Here is an 18948-nt window from a genome sequence, read left to right as displayed (position 1 = left end):
GATTCCTAAAAATATAAAAATTAAAGATAAGAAATAAATTAATCCTAGTAAAGCATATTCTTGCCTTACTAGGATATTTTAATACTATTCTTGGAATTATTAAAGGTGCTAAAACTTTGACGCTTACGTTAAGAGCAGTAGATAGATGAGTTTCTTTTCATAACTAAATTGTTTAAGATGTGTTAAAATGTTATAATATGTATTATAGTGTAGAAGTTTGAAATTAATATTTTGATGATAGAAATATACTAGGTATTTGAATCTTAAGAGTCATGGGAGCTTAGATTTATGTAGTTAGAAATATGGGTAAGAGTAAAATAAGCCTAAATTATAGTGTAATTATGTCTATAATGAGAAGCTTATAATTTGGATTTTTTAGATAAGAAATGTGTTAAGTTAGAGCCTGTTGCAAATGTTATTTTATATATTTTAGTGCATATTCATTTTGGAAAGACTACCCTTGCGGTCCTTGGCAGAACCACCATCCAAACCAAGCTAAAGTTTTAAAGGAGGGATGTCTTATGATTATTAAAGGCATAAAAGATTTAATAAAGATGGTAAGATTTACAGGTGTAACACTAAATATCGGATTTATTGGACTAAACTTTGCTGGGGGTTCTTCCAAAGTGAATATGCATAGAATAATGTACTTAAATACCTACTAACTCTCCATTATTCATATGGTGGAATAAACGATTTAATTGGACAACCTCTTAAATATTGACAAAATGCGGGGAGTGACAGGTACCTTAGCGAAGGAGATTTGACTGAGCTTGCTCTTGGGCTAGCCGAAGAGGGATTTCTAATGGGTCGTGCTCACCACATCCATTTCGCTAACCGAGGTTCGCAGGCTCACAGCCATGAGCTCAGGTTGTAAGCTCAATGGCGTCGTAGATGCCCAGACGTTAGGTAAAATTGCTAAATTAGAAAGGTGACTTTTATGAACAAATGTATATATTTAATAGAATCTACATATGAACTTACATATAGTAGTGGGGAACATGTTATTCCAGCAGGACTTGGTGGAATATCAAAGTTACCAAAGGGATTTGTATCTGATCAAGTTAATAATATTTTTTCTAAATACGAATTAAGAGCAATTAGAAGTTCGTTACTTACTGGAAATAGAATAAGGCATGGCCCTGGTAAGAGGGGAAATCAAAATGTGAAAAAGGAAAAAGCTCCTATAATCAGACTGCTAAAGGATGAAATCAGTAATAATCAATATTATCTTTTGGGATATATATTTTCAGGAGATGCATATATTCTTCCACAAATATGTTGTTCTTTTGATTATGTTTCTGGTACGATGTCAGTTAATTACTTGGGAGAAAATTTCCAAACAATAAATTATGAACAATACCTTTTAGAGTTCAGAGGCAAATTAATGAAGTTTTTGATGGATAAGAATAAACATTATATCTTTGTAAAAGATGAATTTAAAACGAGTAATGATACAATAAATATTGGATTCTATAAAGGAAAATGGTATTTATCAACTAATATACCGTTATTTGATGTGAATAATATTGCTAAAAAGATTTTGACTCATATCTTTCAAAATGCTATTAGTTTTAAAAAGAGTACTACAAAAAATGTTGTTGGAGAATTTGAAAAAATTGGGTTTAGATATCGACAAACTATTGATATTACAGATGATTCTTTTTTATTTATGTTTGTAAAAACTGCTTTTAATGCCCTATCCTATCTAATGGGGCAAGATTTTATTTTGTCAAATATATTTGATAAATTACGTAATGATATTGTTGAATGTAAAAATATGTCTTCTTATATAAAGCCAAGCGATATGCATGAAGAGATATTTAGCGAAAATATCAAAAAAATGCCTGAGTATGCACATTGCATCTATATAGTTTCGAAAGGTGGTAATATATTTTCATACGTATCTTTTTATAATGAATGGCATGCACATATGCTATTAACGGATGAATATATAGGAGATGATTTTGTAGTAGGGTTTGTATGTGATTGGAAATCTAAAAAAGAATATAGTTACAATTAAACAACTTCGCCTAACACACGATATCCCCACATTTAGCAATATCACAGATTTTGCGGAGTGTTTCTTTTCTGATGGTGTATGGTGATTAATGTAATCAATGCTTGTATTAGTAAAATGTTGAGCAAACTCTGCGCCACCCTGCTAGCAAGCAATAACTTCCAGTTATTGCTATGACCCCTGGGGTCATAACAGAAACTGGAAGTTTCTGTTTGCTAATGTAAAGTTGATGTAATTTATTAAAGACTCAATAAGTCGAGTATATGCTAAAAATTATTTAATGGTTATAGAGTAATATTTAAAAGGAGATTATTATGTATTTAAAAAGTGTTTCTATTGAAAATTTCAGGAAATTTCGTAATAAAGATAATGTTATCGAATTTATTGATGCTAATGATTATAAGAAAAATTCAGAAAATGGAAATATTAATATAGCACCTATAACAACACTGATTATTGGAAAAAATAATAGTGGAAAAACAACTGTAATTGAGGCTTTAAATAAGTTAATAAATGATTCAACATTTAAAGCAACAGATTTTAATTTTACTTATTTAAAGGAATTACTTGAATTGTATAAAGATGAGTATTTAGATAATGAAGATATAAAATTACCATTTTTAAGATTTGTTATTACAGTTGGAATTGATAATAATGAAGAAGATTTTTTAACAAATATCATTCCATTTATGTCTCTAGAAGATACATACAAATCAAAAGTGGATATTATTGTAAAATGGGAAGTTAAAGATAAAGCATTATTTATCAAGGATATAAAATCTTTTAATAAAAAAAATTTTAAAGATCAACGATTTGACAGATTTTTAGAATTAATAAATAAAACTGAATTTGAAATGGCATACTACAATTCAAATGAAGAAAAAAGAAAAAACTTTGCATTAAAAAAATTGATGCAATTAACTTCAATTAAAGCAAATAATATTAGCAACAATAGCTGTTTATCAGAAGCTTTTCGGAAGATTATTGAATATAGATATAAAGAGGTTGTTGAGGATAATATAGTTGATGCGTTAGATGATGAAATTATCGGTATTAATGAAAAGTTAACATTGAATATGACTGAACATCATACAAAAAGCATTAATGATTCCTTAAGCAAAGTTGTAATAAATGAAAAATGTCAGATTTTGCTGAAGTCAGATTTGGATTTCTCAAAGCTAATTAAGAATGTAATTAAATACGAATATGTAGAAGGAGATAATAATATACCTGAACAACAATTTGGACTAGGTTACACTAATTTAATGATGATAATTGCAGACATTATTACATATATGGAAAAGTATCCAGAAACATCTTTTAACAGCCAAGTGAATCTAATCTCTATAGAAGAGCCAGAAACTTTTATGCATCCACAAATGCAAGAGCAGTTTATTAAAAATATTAATGAAATGATATCTTCTCTATTAAAAGAAAAAAATAAACATGTAAATAGCCAAATAATTATAACAACTCATTCGGCTCATATACTTAATAGTAAAATACATGCAGGTGAAACATTTAATAATATTAATTATATAACAAGCATTAAAGGATGCTCTAAAGCAATATGTTTAAATGATGACGTTATTGTGCCTACTAAAGAAGTAGTTAAAACAGACAAATCAACTGAAGGAGTAGAAGAAGCTGAAGAAGAAGCAGCAGCAGAAATAGCTGAAGATTCAAGGATGCAAAAACTAAAATTTTTGAGAAAACACATTAAGTATAAAGTTCCAGAATTATTTTTTGCGGACGCTATTATTTTTGTTGAAGGGATAACAGAATATACAGTATTACAATATTACATAGATAAAAATGAGAAACTTAATAAGTATTATATCTCAGTTATTTTGGTGGATGGAGCTCATGCAAAAGTTTATGAAAATCTTATTAATGTTTTGGGAGTTCCAACATTGATTGTTACAGATATTGATATAAAACGAGAAAAATGGGAGAAGGGAGAAAAGGAAAAGCAGAAAAAAATAAAATATTTGCAAATGGATTCAACTAAATTAGGAAAAAGAGTAACAACTAATGAAACTCTTAATCATTTTTATGGGACAAATATTGTTAGTGAAATAATGGAATCAGGTTTCAAGGAAATATCTAATTTGATAATAACTTATCAAAAAGACCCTATTAAAAACTATTATGCAACAAGCTTCGAGGAAGCATTTATATTGACAAACTCAGAAAACGCCATATTACAAAGTGTTTTATCCAAAGTGAAACCCAGTATATATAACGAAATAGTATCTAATGGTGGTGTAATTTTAAATTCGTTTATGTTGCAAAGAAAATTATCTTCGTCTAAGAGCGATTTTGCTAATACACTTTTATATGAAATTTTACTATGTGATGATGATACTAATAATCCAAAGTTACCTCAATACATAGAAGATGGATTAAAGTTTTTAGAGAAAAAATTGGGGGGGAATTAGATGAATACAAAGGATTTATCAATTTCACCTAAGAATAAAAAAAGAGAAGAGGAGATTTTTAAAAAAATTTGTGAATGTATTGATAGAAAAAAAAGTATGGTGTTTGATGCAGGGGCTGGATCTGGTAAAACATATTCTTTGATACAATCATTAAACTATATTATAACTATATATGGTAAAACTTTAAAAGAACACAATCAGAAAGTGTTATGCATTACATACACCAACGTTGCAGCAGCTGAAATTAAAGAAAGACTTGGGAATACCAGTATAGTTGAAGTGTCAACGATACATGATTGTGTTTGGAGAATCATAAGTCCTTATCAAAAACAACTAATTAAAATTCATCAGAAAAAAATACGAGATCAAATTAAAAATTTAGAAAATGATTTGTTAATAGAAAGATGGGCAGAAAAATATAGAGATTTATCAAAAGAACAGAAAGAACAATTGAGTAATATGATGAATGATAAAAAACAAGTATACTATAAACATAAAAATAATAAAGCTGCTGAATTTAAAGGCTCTTTGCCGGAGATTACAAAAACATTTCCTAATATTATTAGTAATTTAACAAATTTTAAAAGAATAATTGATAGCATATTTAAAATTCAAAAATATCAAGAAACACTTCAAAGAATTTTGATAGGAGAAAAGAAATTTAAAAAAGTAGAATATGATGTACGATATAATAATGATAAGCTTGAGAATATGAAGATTAGTCACGATACATTGCTAGAGTATACAAATAAAATTATTGACCAAAATGATTTATTAAAGCAAATTATTTGTGATTTATATCCATTTATTTTAGTAGATGAGTATCAAGATACAGATTGCAAAGTTGTAGAAACATTAAACTTTTTAGATGAATATTCTCAGCAAATAAAACATGATATATTTGTAGGGTATTTTGGAGATATAAAACAAAATATTTATGGTACTGGTGTTGGAATTAAATTTTCTAGTTATCATAAAAATTTGGATAGAGTAGAGAAAAGATTCAACAGAAGATCTGCAAAAGAAATTATTACCGTAGCTAATAAAATTAGAAATGATGATTTAGAGCAAGAAACAATATATGATGATTTCCCAATAGGTAGTGTTTCTTTTTATAATATGAATATAGATAGGCAAGATTTTATTAAAACTCACATTAATAAGTGGGAAATTACGAAAAAAAACAAGTTGCATTGCTTTGAATTAACCAATGAGCTTGCAGCTAAACAAAGCGGCTTTGCTAATATTTATGATTTTTTTAAAAATTCATCATGGTATAAAAGAGGAAAGAATTATGAACTTTTACGCGAGCACATTTTAAGTTTAGACTCAAAAAAATTAGGAGAAGTTCAAAGTTTATTGTTTAGAATAATGGATTTTAGATATAAGGTTAATCATGATGAAACAATGGTTCAAGATATTCTTGGAAAGGGAGTATTACAATATATCACCATAACCAGGTTAAGAAATTTGATTGCCAAATTGAAAAATATTAAAGGCGATACATTAAGAACTTATATTGAAAGTATGTTTAATCAATATAATAAGGGAGATGAAGAATATTATGAATGTTTGCATTATATATTAGATATTGAAAATGGATCCTATATTGAAATTGAAAGTTTCATTTTAAATAAACTTTTTTTATTTAATGAACAAGAGGAACAAACGGATGAGTATATTAAAGAAAGTAAAGATAAAGTAATAAAATTTTTAGAAATGGATATAGAAGAATTTAATATGTGGTATGAGTACATTTCAGATAGAAATACTAATAGTGTTATATATCATACATATCATGGAACTAAGGGTTTGGAGTTTGAAAATGTTATTATCTTTATGAATGCTAAGTTTGGCAGAGATAATGAATATTTTAGCAGGTTATTAAAAGTTATGTCTTTAAAAGATGAAGTTAAACAAGATACGAAGATAGAGGAGGCAAGAAATTTACTTTATGTTGCAGTGACACGGGCTACTTTAAATTTGAGTATATTATATTTTGAGGATGTATCTGAATTTAGAGAACAGATTGAAAATGTATTTGGCAGTATAAAATATAAACTTTAGTTTGTTGTGTTTATGGGAACAATTTTCATTGATAATGCTAACTATTTGATATGTCTAGAGCTATAAATACTGAGAAAAAGCGACTTTGATTTACAAAAAAGTATAAATTGAATAAAAGATAAGAAAATCAGTAACTAATGCAAAGAAAAAATATTCGCTTAGGAGTTGATAAAGGGTACCATATCATATATAATATAGGGTTTTGAGTAGAATTCAATTTCCCATTATTCATATAACTCCAATAAAAAATCTTAGAAAATTTAAATTCCTGTTCAACATATAAATATCCCCTGGTGGGCGGGTGGCGTGATTTAATTCAATTATAGACAAGCCAAGGATGGCTTGTCTATAATGTCCTATTTGATTACCCTAGAGGAATACTTACAAGGGGTGGAACTGCCTTGCTGCTCAGGAGTTATGGACATGTCTTTTTAACGCATGTCCATGAGGAGTGAAGCTGGAAGCAAGTCCACCCCACACGCACTCTGCCGGGTACCAAAATAAAGGACTAGCTAAAGTTGTGCAGCTCTTATAGGGTAGAAGGCTCGGAATTAAGGGAGAGACTTTTACCCTATAAGAGATGCTAGACAGGAGCCTGTACTTTTTTGGGTGGCAGTTAAAGTGCCAGTAAGTGAAATAATAGGTATAGTAGTATTAACTATAAAGTAAATAAAAAGATTTATAGTATTATTGTATAATTATTGTTTTTAGTTGATTATGTCTGTGGAGGTGATGAGTTTGGTAACATTCGGTGAAAGGCTAAGAAGTGAAAGAACTAGGAAAAATATATCTCTAGAGGAATTAGCAAAAGAACTTAATACTACTAAAGCTACAATAAGTAGGTATGAAAATAATCTAAGGGAACCTAAAATTGAATTTATTAAACAAATTGCCGATTATTTTAATTGTTCTACTGATTACCTCCTTGGTAGGATATATAATAGAGATGGAATTATTGTTAAAGATAAATTAAGTTCTGATGATTCACAAACACAAGTACAGAAATATGCTTATCCAGATGGTTTAACTTATGAGCAAGTAATAGAAATATTAAATAGTTTAAAAAAAGTAGGATTTCAGTGGAACAACAAAATTTAATTCATGTTTATATAGAGTTGGTTTAATTAGGGTTAATATAAATAAATAAAGTGACAATATTTACTCAGGTTGGACTAGCTTTTGTGACAAGTTATTGTGACAGGAAAGCTTGTCCGACCTGTAGCCCTATAGGAATACCCTAGAAAAGACCACAAAGGAATACCTAGCTGATGCAATTTTAACCTGGAGAGTAGCGGAGGGTTATATTTGCATGAGCGGAGATAGGACCAATGAGGAATACTAGAGGAGATTAATGCGTGAAAAGTGAAAGCTTTTGACGCAGATTTTTAATATGAATGATATTACTGTTACATCAATAAATGAGTACAATAGATTTAAAAGATTTATTAATCAATATATTGAGAGTAGTATTTGAAATTTTACAATTAACTTGAAGAATTATTGCAGAGCACCTTAGAATTCTATGATCAATTAGAAAACATGTTGTGAAAAAAGACCTGTTTAAATTAATATCTTATTAGGCTATAATATAATTAAGGATATTATTTATTGGAGGAGTGTTATGAAAAAAATAGATGAAAAAAGTAATTTATATGACCAATTCTTACAATATTCATATAAAGACTTAAAAGAATTATTTAAAAAAGCAAAAACAAAAGAAGAACAAGATTTTTATATTACTTTATCTAATATAGTATTACAAAAAGAACAAGAAAGAATAATAGAGGAAGCTTAATGACTACCTATACTATATTTGCTGGTGTTAATGGTGCAGGTAAAACATCCATATATAAGTCTATTTATTATGAAGAAAATAAGGGTGAGAAAAGAATAAATACTGATGAAATGGTAGCAATAATAGGTTCGTGGAGAGATAATAATCTTCAAGTAAAATGCGCCAGAGAAGCAGTAAAGCTAATAAATTACTATATTAAAAATGATATATCATTTAATCAAGAAACTACTCTTTCAGGTAAAAGTATTATTAAAAATATAAAAAAAGCAAAAGAAAAAGGTTTCTATATAGTAATGAATTATATTGGTGTAGATAATCCAGAGATTGCTAAAGAAAGAGTTAAAATTAGAGTTTCTAAGGGCGGACATGGAATTCCAGAAGAAACTATAGAAAGAAGATATTATGAATCCTTAGATAATTTAAAGAAAGTATTAGATATATGTGATGAAATAAATATATATGACAATACAAATAGATTCAAAGAGATAGCTTATATAGCTAATGGAACAATTAGATGGAAAGGTAATATTATGCCTAAATGGAGCCAGGAAATTTTGAGAAAATAATACAAAACAGCAAGTATACTCTTAATATAAAAAGTTACTTGCTGTTTTTCTTAAAGTCATAAAAAAATCTTATAGCAGCATCCACAATATCATTATATTTTATGTATGGATCATCATATATAAAAACCTTAAGCTCCTGCAGCATTTTAACTGTGGAAGGTCTTAGGCTGTAGCTTCTTTTTACTGTAAGGGCTTCTTCAACAGTTTCCTTTGAATTTATGTCTAATTTTTCTGCATCTTCATCCTCTACATTTACATTTAACACAGGTGTATTATTGGAGTTGAAGCTAAACTGCTTCTCCACTTTAGCATTAGAAAGGTCAATATCGCCACCCATTAGTATCTCGGTTCCGTCAGCATCAAAGGCAATATTATCTTTTACAATTTCCACTTCACTGCTGGATAATTCTTCAACAGAATCTTTATTTTTAGCTTTTTTACTTCTTAAATTCTTAGATTCCTTAATTCCAAAATTCTTAAATTCTTTACTTTCTAAATTTTTATTTTCCTTAGCCAAGGATACCCCTCCCTCTATGTATTCTATAAAAATAAGCTGCAGAGCAGCTCATTTTTATATTTCTAGTTCTTGGTTTGTTGTTATTACAACTCCAGCAGAGTCTTTAACCTTTAAATCACCAGATGATGTTATGAAAATGTTTTTTTCAATTATAGCATCCATGGCATCAGATACCTCAGCAGCATCTAAATCTTCTTTTACATCCTTAACTCGTACTACAGATTTCTTACCACCAGCAGTCAAGAAATTCATTACTAATACTCTCATTTACTACACCTCCTACATATTAGTTAAAAGATTTTCATTTTCTTTGAAGATTTCAGTAGCAGGATCTTCAAGAAATTTTGATACAGCAGTTGCTACTACAAAAACATCTTCATCAGTAGCAGTAGGTTTTAATTTAGTAAGTCTTTGTTTCCTGTAGAGCTCCTTACCTTTTTCGTCCTGTCCAAAGTGGTATTTGATTGCTACATCACTTTTTACAAGTGTTGATTTAGCCATAATAACAGCCCCTTTCTTTTTAATTTCAAACTTATATATGCTTTTATAGGAAAAAGTGCTAAAAAATAACTGCAAGCTGCAGTTATTTTAGTTTTAATATTTGATTTGGATAAATAATGTCTGAGGATAAACTATTTAGTTTTTTTAATCCAGCCACACTTAAATTATGTTTTCTGGATATAGCCCATAAAGTATCGTCTTTTTTTACAGTATAGGTTAAAGAGGAGGAGTTTAAAGCAGCATTTTTTATTTCATTTAATGGATAGTTAGTTCCAGGACAGTCTGTTGAACCAAGTTCCTTATGACCTTTAATTATTTTAATATTATATTTGCTGCATAAGTATTTACAAAGTTCTATTACAGATTGTTTTTGCGAATTAGGCATACATTCCTTCATATAGTCTCCTTGAACACAGATGCCTAGAGTATAATGATTATGGTGAAGACAGTGAGCACCAGTCATGTTTTCAGGCCTTCCCCTAAATATGTTACCATTCTTATCTATGAAGAAATGATATCCTATGCCACTCCAGTGTCTTTCATTTTTGTGAAAGTCATGCACATCAAATACATTCCAAGTTTTATGTTGAGCATGATGGAGCACAATTGCTTCCGTTGAAGCTCTATGATCTAGTGGTCCAAAAGACAAGTTTGTTTCTATAATTCTCATAATTACACCTTCTCTATTTTAGATTTTTATAAGACACCATTTCTTTTATATCTTCTACATCTTTTTTTACATCCTCAACTATGTTGAATTTTTCTGTAAGCTTCTCTATTATGTCTTGATAGTTCTTCTCACGTTCTTCTTGCTTCAAGTCTCTTTTTTCCTGAGCTTTTAATATATAAAAAATAAGTGCAACTGATAGAGCTGCCCATATTCCTTGTGATGAAGCTAGTTTTAAAAGTTCATTTTCCACAAGAACACCTCCTCAAATTTAAGAATTTTTATTTTAAACTTATATATGGAGTTTGGGCAAGGAGTGCGAAGTAATAATAAAAGTTTTGGGTGAGATTTATAAATTAGGGTTGAGAGTGAGATTTGAAATTCAATCTAAGATTTAAAAATATACTTGTTGCTGTAATTGGTTAAATTTTTTCAAAAATATAATAAAAATTGTTAATAAATATGAAATATTAAACAATAAGTTACATTAATTGGTATATAATATAATAAAGAAAATATATAAAGGTGGTGTTTCTTTGGAAGATATAATCCGAAAAGCTAAACTTGGAGATAAAAAATCTGTTGAGTGGATAATAAACAAATATAAGAATTATATATTTAAGAAAGCATGGCAGCTTAAAATACCAGGATATAATTTGGATGATTTAGTTCAGCATGGGTATCTTTCAATTATAAAAGCAATACATATGTACAAGCTTGGTAGCAGGTCCTACAATGGTTATTTTATAAATTCCATTGATAAAAACTTTTATGCTCTCTTAAAGGGAAAGATAAAGCATTACAGAGAAGTGCCTGATGAAAATATAATGAATAGGGATGAGCAGTATGATTTTACACTGGAAGATGAAGTTATAGCTTATGAGGAAGCATTGAAGCTTAGAGCTGAATTAGAGAAGTTAGCTCCAGAAGAAAGAGAAGTTATTGAGAAGCACTACCTAATGGAGAAGAGCTATAGGGAAATAGCAGCTGATATTGATAAAACTGTTTCACAGGTGAGGTATTTGAGGAATAAGGGGATTGAGAAGTTGAAGGAAGAGTATAAAGATAAAGAGGATAAGTGAGAATATTTTTAGTGCAAATTAAAAAGAATAAGATGAAAAATAACTCTAGGTGTTAGGCTTAGGGTTATTTTTTAAATTGGGAAATATGTATTGTTTTGTTATAATAGGGTTTAATACGGTATAATTTGATATGGTGTGATGTTGCAGTGGAATAATATATAACCTTAATGGCTTTATAAGGAGGGGATTTTTTTGAATGATAAAACTAAACTATTAATAGTTATATTTTTAATTATACTATATGTAATTTTAGATATAGTGTATAAAAAAACAAGTTTAGTATGGGTGAATCACTTAAAATTTATAGTTGTATTACTTGAAGGTGTTATGGCTATATATAATTTATATAAATATAAGCAGTAATACTTATGACAATAGTTTATAATATATTTAAATTATGGATAAAGTTAATAATCAAGGTAGTTACTAAGACACAACATAAAGAAATTGTGTAGGAAATATATATTAAACATGGAGGGGTTTTTATGAATATTTGCATAGTTGAGAAAGACATAACAGAAATTGAACTTATAAAGCCATTATGGGAACAACTTAATTCCATTCATCTTGATAAATCAGTTTATTTTAAGAATAAATATGAGAAATTTACCTTCAAAAAAAGAATAGACTCTATTTATGAAAAGGCACAAAACGGTGTTATAAAACTTGATATACTTTTAGATAAGGATACTGGGAATTATATAGGGTATTGTTTAAGTTCAATTGAAGATAATTTAGGAGAAATAGAATCTATATATATTGAAAATCAGTATCGTAAGTTTAGATTAGGTGACAAACTTATGAAGAATGCTTTGAATTGGTTTGAATCAAAGTCAATAACAAATATTGAAATTAATGTAGTTTATGCAAATGATGAAGCATTGCCTTTTTATGAACGATATGGATTTCATGTTGGAAATTATATTTTAAAAAGAAACTAATATTTAAGACAGATTTGCAAAATATTGTACATAATAAATGAATGCAAACTTTTGAATAAGATATTACATTCGCTGAAATGTAAAGGGCTGACACTAATTTGGTGTTAAGCTCTTTTTATATTGTTGATTTTGAATGTATAGTTTTACAAGTATATAAAGCAAAATTTAGTTCAGCATGGGTATCTTTCAATTATAAAAGCAATACATATGTACAAGCTTGGCAGTAAGTCCTATAATGGTTATTTTATAAATTCAATTGATAAAAATTTTTATGCTCTTTTAAAGGGAAAGATAAAGCACTACAGAGAAGTGCCTGACGAAAATATAATGAATAGGGAAGAGCAGTATGATTTTACACTGGAAGATGAAGTTATAGCTTATGAGGAAGTATTAAAACTTAGAACTGAGTTAGAGAAGTTAGCTCCAGAAGAAAGAGAAGTTATTGAGAAGCACTACATAATGGAGAAGAGTTATAAGGAAATAGCAGCTGATATAGATAAAACAGCTTCACAGGTGAGATATTTGAGAAATAAAGGGATTGAGAAGTTGAAGGAAGAATATAAAGATGAGGATGAGAAGTGAAATTATTTTTAGTGAAAATTAAAAAGAATGAGATGAGAAATAACTCTAGGTGCATTGTGCTTAGGGTTATTTTCATCAGGAAAATATGTATTGTTTTGTTATAATAAGGGTTAGTATGATATAATTTGATATGAAATGATGTTGCAACATATAAAGAAAGTGTGCCGAAATGTACTATGATGAATTTGCAGAATATAGCATAATTAATGTCTATTAGGTGTGGTGAGAAATACCACATAAGGACAAGGAGGGATGAGTAAAGTTGTCATATAATGAAATTTATTATACGCAAAATTATAATACATTCGATGAATGGTTAAAGCTTGTTATAAAGAAAGAAAAGGTATACCCTTGTTGTAGAATACCCTATGAAGAATGGGTCGAAGAATATATTGCAGATATAAAAAACAAATCAATAGAAGAAGTTAAAAACTTATTAAGGTGTTTATTAATGCCAGTAAATAGAAAGTTAGATTTAATGAATTATGAGTCTTATGTGTGTATGAAAAATTCAAACGATAATAAACTGATTAAGACGGCAATTGATATGTCACATATTGAACAGTATAAAAGAATTGAAAACCAGCAAGATGCATGGGAAGGATTAACATGGGTATTACAATTACTACCATTTAGTCCATATAAGGCAATCAAGGCACTAAACTCCTATTTAGAAGCAGAAGTTTGTTATATGCCTGACGATAGAATTATTGGAATAAATCAGTGTATAGCAATAATTGAGGGGAAATTCATATATACAAATGAAGGATTAGAAAATTCTATATTGCAGTTGAAGCCAAGGGAGTTTGAGTGGTTGATAGAAATACTATATAAACATCTTAGATATGAAACAATATTAACTCCAGCAACAAGAGATGGTGGGAAAGATATTATAGCACGAATAGATAGAGAAGATTGTAAAGAAAAGGTTTATGTAGAATGTAAGCTCTATAAAACTACGAAGTTAACTAATGAGAATGTTACATCTTTTGCTTATAGAGTTATTAAAGATAATATACATAGGGGTGTGTTATTCTGTACTGGATATGTAAATAAAAAGTTGAGAGAATTAGATTCTCGTATTCAAATATGGACATTAGAAGAAATTATAGTATTGTTAAATGCACATATTGGAAGTGACTGGGATAAAAGATTAGAGCTGTTAATTGGAAATCAAAGAATAAAGTATAAAAAATAGATATATGTGATAATAATTCAACTTTTTATTATCCATAATTATATAAAAAATTTGTTGCGTAATAGTAAAAGACTTCGGAGAAACTGGCAATAAAAATTTTATATAATCAAAAAAGTTCCAGTAGTTTTAAGGAGGAAGTATATGTCTCATGTTGCATTTGATTTTTTAAGTGAGAGTTTTCTTTTTGATGAAAATAATCTAAATAATTTTTTTAGAAAATTTACTGATTTAGATTTAAAAAAAGAACTAAATAAATATAGAGAATATATTATAAATAATATTGATGATGTTTTACTAGAATGTAAAGATAATCATGAGAATACATCTGTATTGTCTCAAATCTTTAATTCTAAAATGATAAGTATAGACATGCTAAAGCAGAGTAGTTTGTATATTCATAAATTTATTTTAGATGATCCTATTTTTAAGGTTACAAATGATTACCAAACCAATGAATTGAAAAATACTATGAACGCATATTTAGGAATGAGCGCAGATATTAAAGTAAATAGGAAAGATTTGGTTCATAAAATTAAGTATATGAAAAATCTTAGTTATGCGGTATATTCAGATTATATAAAATTTATACCTGGAAGCTATTTGAATGAACCACCTAAAGAAATACCGTTGAGATATTCAGATAATTATTTTGCTGAACTTAGAAATGAAAATATAAGAAAATTTTTTTATGATAATATAACTATTTCTCCAATGAAAAAAACAGAAGAAGGACTTATTGTATTACCTTCAAAAAAACTTGAACCTTGTCGAGAAATTTTTATGGAGTTAAAAGATCATCCTGGACATCCTGGATATTTTTATATGTTATTTGAACAAAAGATGGTCTCAATGAATGATAAAACAAGAGAAGTTGTTTTTCAAAATTATTTGCCAGAGAGTCCTCCGGATAAACCTTACTTTGAAGCTTGGGTATATCAAAGCCTAAATCAAGTTGCTGATAGATTTTGTTCTAATTTAGAAACAGAAATTTTATTAGCTAATAAATTAAATATTATGTACTTAACAGAATCTAATTTTGTAGATAAGCTTTTAAAGCTTGAATATAAACAGTCACAAAGACAATCAGATATTAGAAAAGTGCACACAGCAAATAACTTATTAAAACTTAAAGTACCAATCATTGAAGAGCGTTCATTAAATGAAATTTTAGAAATAAGAAATAAAGAGGGAGAAGCTTTTGAAGTATTTCGAAATGATATTGAAAATAAGCTTAGTGAACTTAGAACAGTTAAAGAACAAACAATTATAGATTCGAAATTAAAAAGTATAAGCTATGAATTAGAAGAAGGAAGTCTTAAGCAAATAAATAAAAGCATAAAATCCTTAAGAAAATCATTAATAAGAAATTCAACAGTTATTTTAGGTAGTTTAGCTTGGAATTTAATAACTAGTGATTTGAATATCTTAGCAACAGGACTAGCTTTACAGCAAGGATATGTAACTTATAAAGAGTATAAAGACTCTATAAAAAATAACCCTGCTTATTTTCTTTTAAAAGTAGATAAACAGAAACAATATAAAGAATTTTTATAAAAATCAGTTAAAAGTGTATTATTTATTGTTAGTTTTAAAGAAGTAGAGTCAAGGACATAGTTTTTTAAAATTTGGAATTATTATTTATTGAATTTTTATTTAAATGAAGATTGAAATGCTGGTAAATAGATATTTTTTAGTTTAAACTAAAAAATATCTAAGTATAAATAATAAATAATACACAATTATATATTATTTATAACACAAGTAAAGCAGTACTTTCAAAATACAAGTACTGCTTTATACTTAGGAGAAAAAACTTAAATTTATTTATTAATTTTTTATAGGGTTAAGAGATTTCCCGAATAATTATTCGGGGTCACTTATGTTTGTAATAATAATTAAAACATAAGGATTAAGTGGAAAAGGTATAATAATTGTAATTTTACACTTTCTAGGTCTCTTAAACAATTTTGACATAAGTATTTCTCTAACAATATTTGGTTTATATTAGAATTTTAAAGAATAATTATTCTTTAGAATAATTATATGAGAAATATAAAAAAATTACAGTAGAAAATTATTGTTTAATGTTGAATTAATAAATAATATAGTTATATATAATAGGAGAAAATTATGGTATTTAATTTATTAGGAAATGCAATAGATTCTTTAGAGTCAGCAACTAAATTTTATTCAAAATACATATTAGAGAGAAAATATAAATATTTAAAATTAAGCATAATTTGTTTACATAATAGTATCGAGTTATTTAGTAAGAAAGTATTATATGAAAAAAATGAATCACTTATATTTGAAAATACATCTAAAGAATTTTTAAGATATTCAAAGAGAAGGAAAGATGAAAGAAAATTATCATTTAAAGAATATCTAGGGCTAAAATTTATATTTAGAAATTTAGATGTGAGAACTATTAACTATACAAAATGTATTAGAAAATTAAAATGTGTATTTAAGGAAGATGAGTTTAAGAAAGAATATGTACAAATAATGTACGATATTAATAAATTGAGAAATAACATAATTCATTTTACGATAAATAATACTGATGATGTATATATGGTATTAGAAATTATAAATAGATGTTTTGAGTTAATAATTGAATTTTTTTATCCACTAATAGAAGGTAAGATAGAACATATATCACAAAAAAACAGTTTAAAAGAATTGAGACATGACATTTCATGGCTTCTTGAAGAAGCAAGTGAATTAAGTCAAAATATATTCAATATATGGCACTGGTGTTTTTATGAAGAATTACATAATCTGTTTGAAAAAGCTTTAAAAGATAAAGAGATTGTTAAGTTAATTAATAAAAATAATGTAACTTATGAATTGAATAGATTAACTGATGATATGGATTATGTGGAATTAACATTAGATTCGGAAAAGGATTACATATGTTATGAAACAGTAATTAATCCATATTTGCAAGCTATAGCTATAACTGATATTTGTAGTGATAATGGACCTATTTATGCAGTAATTGATTTAAAAATAAAAGGTGATATTTATATTTTTAAACAACCAATATATATAAATTTTTTAAAATCAAATAAAAGATTTTGGCATGAAAATAATAAATTATACAAGAAAGAATTAGTAGATAAACTGTCAGTAGAAAGTATAAAAAAACTTATTGAAAAAATAATTAAATAATAAAGTGTTTTAAAAATTATCTTTATCAATTAGTGGAGTGAAAAATAATTTATTAGTTATTATGTGCTTAACTATATTGGCATTATAGGAGGAATTTGCATATGGATAAGGAAGTATTTAATCTAATGAATATTTTTGAAGGTTATGTGAGAAATTATAGAAGACTAAATTTGTATCAAGCTAATAATCGTTCTATGTTTACAAAAAAAGAGATAGATTATTTTACACAATTGGGAGAAATGTTAGGATACTTTTCTTTTGTAGAAGATACAAAACCTAATAAAGATTATGGGCGTTCAAGACCAATGGATTTAGCATGGTGGAAGTCAGATGAAAGAATTGATAAAGAATGTTTTACTAAATTAGTTTTACATTTAGAAAGAGAAAATTTATGGAATAAAGATATAGAAACTTTAGATAAACTATTTTGTAAAACAGAAGAAAAATATATTCCTACCAATGTTATTGGAATACAAAATGTAGAAAGTGTTTCAAGAATTAAATATCTTAATGGTATTGTTACTGAGAGAAATAATAAGCAGCATTCAAATGTACTAATGGTTTATCGTTTTTATGATGAAGATATAAAATTTGATAGAGTTTGGGCATATTATTTTTCAGAAAATGAATTAGTAGAAGAAAGAAAGGCAATTTGTAAAATAGATGATATGGGATATTGGTCAATGTGTTTTGAAGAAGAATATCAACATGAATTAAGGTAAATTATAAAGAATTATTTTAAAATTTTGATATAATGTTTTATATAAAATAGGAGAAGACGTGCCAACACCTCTGCTCCTAAAGAATGAAATCGGAAATTAAAAAATCCTCACCATGCAAAAACCGCATCGTAAGCCTTTTTTAATCTATAATCGGCTGCGCCTAATGTGGAAGTCGGAAGCCGGTCCATTTTTTCAGAAAAACCCTTCAAAAATAGACTGGCTTTCCACTTCCACTTGAAAAGAAAAAGGAATAGGATAGAAAATGGACAAGCTTTAAATCTGTTGTTAGAGGTTATTAATTTCAAATTTTTATTAGCAGATATAAAGCATGTCCATTTTCGATTAATCCGCCCATGAGCGTTGTTCTCACTAAGAGCTGGCAGAGCCAGCTCTTAGTTTATGTTCAGCTGCAGCTTATAATGTTAGAGTAAATTCTAGTTGTAGAGGTAAATTAAATAAACAAAAATTTTAAAAATAATTATATAGTAGATATGGTATTAGTAGTAGTATTATTGTTATTAGTAATGTATATACTAACTCTTCAGGCGCTAAACCCTGTCACCCAACAAACTTCATTGTTTTGCTGAGAAGTACTAGAGCTCTATAAGTCTTTCATACCTTCAAGCCTTCTACAGCTCAAGTACATCTAAACCCTCCAATTTGTTTTTGTGGGTA

20 protein-coding genes are annotated in these 18948 nt (G+C 27.6%); 15 read left to right on the top strand and 5 right to left on the bottom strand.

Annotated features, from left to right (window positions below):
• The first annotated feature begins 521 nt into the window (after window positions 1–521).
• The 7 genes from OIO11_RS04040 to OIO11_RS04010 all read left to right on the top strand — a co-directional run bounded on the left by OIO11_RS04040 (window position 522) and on the right by OIO11_RS04010 (window position 8889).
• Window positions 522–665: a hypothetical protein gene (locus OIO11_RS04040; protein ID WP_268070084.1), complete on the top strand. Its 144-nt coding sequence runs from the start codon at window positions 522–524 to the stop codon at window positions 663–665.
• A 275-nt stretch (window positions 666–940) separates the two neighbouring features.
• Entirely contained in the window at window positions 941–2023 is a 1083-nt protein-coding gene (locus OIO11_RS04035; protein ID WP_268070083.1) for a hypothetical protein, read from the top strand.
• Window positions 2024–2334: 311 nt separating this feature from the next.
• A complete protein-coding gene (locus tag OIO11_RS04030) occupies window positions 2335–4461 on the top strand; it encodes an ATP-dependent nuclease (protein ID WP_268070082.1) in 2127 nt (708 codons plus the stop codon).
• Complete coding sequence (locus tag OIO11_RS04025) at window positions 4462–6528, top strand: UvrD-helicase domain-containing protein (RefSeq protein WP_268070081.1); 2067 nt, start codon at window positions 4462–4464, stop codon at window positions 6526–6528.
• 738 nt (window positions 6529–7266) lie between these two features.
• Complete coding sequence (locus tag OIO11_RS04020; RefSeq protein ID WP_268070080.1) at window positions 7267–7626, top strand: helix-turn-helix domain-containing protein; 360 nt, start codon at window positions 7267–7269, stop codon at window positions 7624–7626.
• A gap of 523 nt (window positions 7627–8149) precedes the next feature.
• Window positions 8150–8323 (top strand): hypothetical protein, encoded by a 174-nt coding sequence (locus OIO11_RS04015; protein WP_268070079.1) that lies wholly within the window; start codon window positions 8150–8152, stop codon window positions 8321–8323.
• Window positions 8323–8889 (top strand): zeta toxin family protein, encoded by a 567-nt coding sequence (locus tag OIO11_RS04010; protein ID WP_268070078.1) that lies wholly within the window; start codon window positions 8323–8325, stop codon window positions 8887–8889. Before OIO11_RS04015 ends, OIO11_RS04010 begins: the two co-directional genes overlap by 1 nt.
• A gap of 34 nt (window positions 8890–8923) precedes the next feature.
• On the opposite strand, the gene OIO11_RS04005 is transcribed toward OIO11_RS04010, so the two are convergent.
• The 5 genes from OIO11_RS04005 to OIO11_RS03985 all read right to left on the bottom strand — a co-directional run bounded on the left by OIO11_RS04005 (window position 8924) and on the right by OIO11_RS03985 (window position 10827).
• The gene (locus OIO11_RS04005; protein WP_268070077.1) at window positions 8924–9406 is read right to left on the bottom strand and encodes a hypothetical protein; all 483 of its coding nucleotides are present in this window, start codon (window positions 9404–9406) and stop codon (window positions 8924–8926) included.
• Between the two features lie 54 nt (window positions 9407–9460).
• Window positions 9461–9673 (bottom strand): DUF2922 domain-containing protein, encoded by a 213-nt coding sequence (locus OIO11_RS04000; RefSeq protein WP_268070076.1) that lies wholly within the window; start codon window positions 9671–9673, stop codon window positions 9461–9463.
• Between the two features lie 12 nt (window positions 9674–9685).
• Entirely contained in the window at window positions 9686–9907 is a 222-nt protein-coding gene (locus tag OIO11_RS03995; RefSeq protein ID WP_268070075.1) for a DUF1659 domain-containing protein, read from the bottom strand.
• Between the two features lie 82 nt (window positions 9908–9989).
• A complete protein-coding gene (locus OIO11_RS03990; protein WP_268070074.1) occupies window positions 9990–10577 on the bottom strand; it encodes an N-acetylmuramoyl-L-alanine amidase in 588 nt (195 codons plus the stop codon).
• A gap of 13 nt (window positions 10578–10590) precedes the next feature.
• Complete coding sequence (locus OIO11_RS03985) at window positions 10591–10827, bottom strand: BhlA/UviB family holin-like peptide (protein ID WP_268070073.1); 237 nt, start codon at window positions 10825–10827, stop codon at window positions 10591–10593.
• A gap of 283 nt (window positions 10828–11110) precedes the next feature.
• Here OIO11_RS03985 and OIO11_RS03980 point away from each other — a divergent pair, with 283 nt between their 5' ends.
• The 8 genes from OIO11_RS03980 to OIO11_RS03945 all read left to right on the top strand — a co-directional run bounded on the left by OIO11_RS03980 (window position 11111) and on the right by OIO11_RS03945 (window position 18273).
• Entirely contained in the window at window positions 11111–11656 is a 546-nt protein-coding gene (locus OIO11_RS03980) for an RNA polymerase sigma factor (protein ID WP_268070072.1), read from the top strand.
• A 192-nt stretch (window positions 11657–11848) separates the two neighbouring features.
• The gene (locus OIO11_RS03975; protein ID WP_268070071.1) at window positions 11849–12019 is read left to right on the top strand and encodes a hypothetical protein; all 171 of its coding nucleotides are present in this window, start codon (window positions 11849–11851) and stop codon (window positions 12017–12019) included.
• Between the two features lie 122 nt (window positions 12020–12141).
• On the top strand, window positions 12142–12597 hold the full coding sequence (locus OIO11_RS03970) for a GNAT family N-acetyltransferase (protein ID WP_268070070.1): 456 nt from the start codon (window positions 12142–12144) through the stop codon (window positions 12595–12597).
• Between the two features lie 153 nt (window positions 12598–12750).
• A complete protein-coding gene (locus tag OIO11_RS03965; RefSeq protein WP_268070086.1) occupies window positions 12751–13179 on the top strand; it encodes a sigma-70 family RNA polymerase sigma factor in 429 nt (142 codons plus the stop codon).
• A 262-nt stretch (window positions 13180–13441) separates the two neighbouring features.
• Window positions 13442–14377, top strand: a complete 936-nt coding sequence (locus OIO11_RS03960) for a restriction endonuclease (RefSeq protein ID WP_268070069.1) — start codon at window positions 13442–13444, stop codon at window positions 14375–14377.
• A 141-nt stretch (window positions 14378–14518) separates the two neighbouring features.
• Window positions 14519–15931, top strand: a complete 1413-nt coding sequence (locus OIO11_RS03955; RefSeq protein WP_268070068.1) for a hypothetical protein — start codon at window positions 14519–14521, stop codon at window positions 15929–15931.
• A gap of 576 nt (window positions 15932–16507) precedes the next feature.
• A complete protein-coding gene (locus tag OIO11_RS03950; protein WP_268070067.1) occupies window positions 16508–17551 on the top strand; it encodes a hypothetical protein in 1044 nt (347 codons plus the stop codon).
• Between the two features lie 101 nt (window positions 17552–17652).
• Complete coding sequence (locus OIO11_RS03945; protein ID WP_268070066.1) at window positions 17653–18273, top strand: hypothetical protein; 621 nt, start codon at window positions 17653–17655, stop codon at window positions 18271–18273.
• Window positions 18274–18948: the final 675 nt, after the last annotated feature.

The sequence above is a fragment of the Clostridium sp. ZS2-4 genome (assembly GCF_026719745.1).
Lineage (GTDB): Bacteria > Bacillota > Clostridia > Clostridiales > Clostridiaceae > Clostridium_H.
The sequence above is the reverse complement of the archived record's forward strand: the minus strand, read 5'-3'. Positions and strand labels throughout refer to the sequence as shown.

Excerpts from the sequence above, each read along its gene's own strand:
- OIO11_RS03950 (WP_268070067.1), top strand. The coding sequence starts at position 16,508 with ATGGTATTTAATTTATTAGGAAATGCAATAGATTCTTTAGAGTCAGCA.
- OIO11_RS04035 (WP_268070083.1), top strand. The coding sequence starts at position 941 with ATGAACAAATGTATATATTTAATAGAATCTACATATGAACTTACATAT.
- OIO11_RS04030 (WP_268070082.1), top strand. The coding sequence starts at position 2,335 with ATGTATTTAAAAAGTGTTTCTATTGAAAATTTCAGGAAATTTCGTAAT.
- OIO11_RS03990 (WP_268070074.1), bottom strand. The coding sequence starts at position 10,577 with ATGAGAATTATAGAAACAAACTTGTCTTTTGGACCACTAGATCATAGA.
- OIO11_RS04025 (WP_268070081.1), top strand. The coding sequence starts at position 4,462 with ATGAATACAAAGGATTTATCAATTTCACCTAAGAATAAAAAAAGAGAA.
- OIO11_RS03955 (WP_268070068.1), top strand. The coding sequence starts at position 14,519 with ATGTCTCATGTTGCATTTGATTTTTTAAGTGAGAGTTTTCTTTTTGAT.
- OIO11_RS03945 (WP_268070066.1), top strand. The coding sequence starts at position 17,653 with ATGGATAAGGAAGTATTTAATCTAATGAATATTTTTGAAGGTTATGTG.
- OIO11_RS04040 (WP_268070084.1), top strand. The coding sequence starts at position 522 with ATGATTATTAAAGGCATAAAAGATTTAATAAAGATGGTAAGATTTACA.
- OIO11_RS03995 (WP_268070075.1), bottom strand. The coding sequence starts at position 9,907 with ATGGCTAAATCAACACTTGTAAAAAGTGATGTAGCAATCAAATACCAC.
- OIO11_RS04015 (WP_268070079.1), top strand. The coding sequence starts at position 8,150 with ATGAAAAAAATAGATGAAAAAAGTAATTTATATGACCAATTCTTACAA.
- OIO11_RS04000 (WP_268070076.1), bottom strand. The coding sequence starts at position 9,673 with ATGAGAGTATTAGTAATGAATTTCTTGACTGCTGGTGGTAAGAAATCT.
- OIO11_RS04010 (WP_268070078.1), top strand. The coding sequence starts at position 8,323 with ATGACTACCTATACTATATTTGCTGGTGTTAATGGTGCAGGTAAAACA.
- OIO11_RS03970 (WP_268070070.1), top strand. The coding sequence starts at position 12,142 with ATGAATATTTGCATAGTTGAGAAAGACATAACAGAAATTGAACTTATA.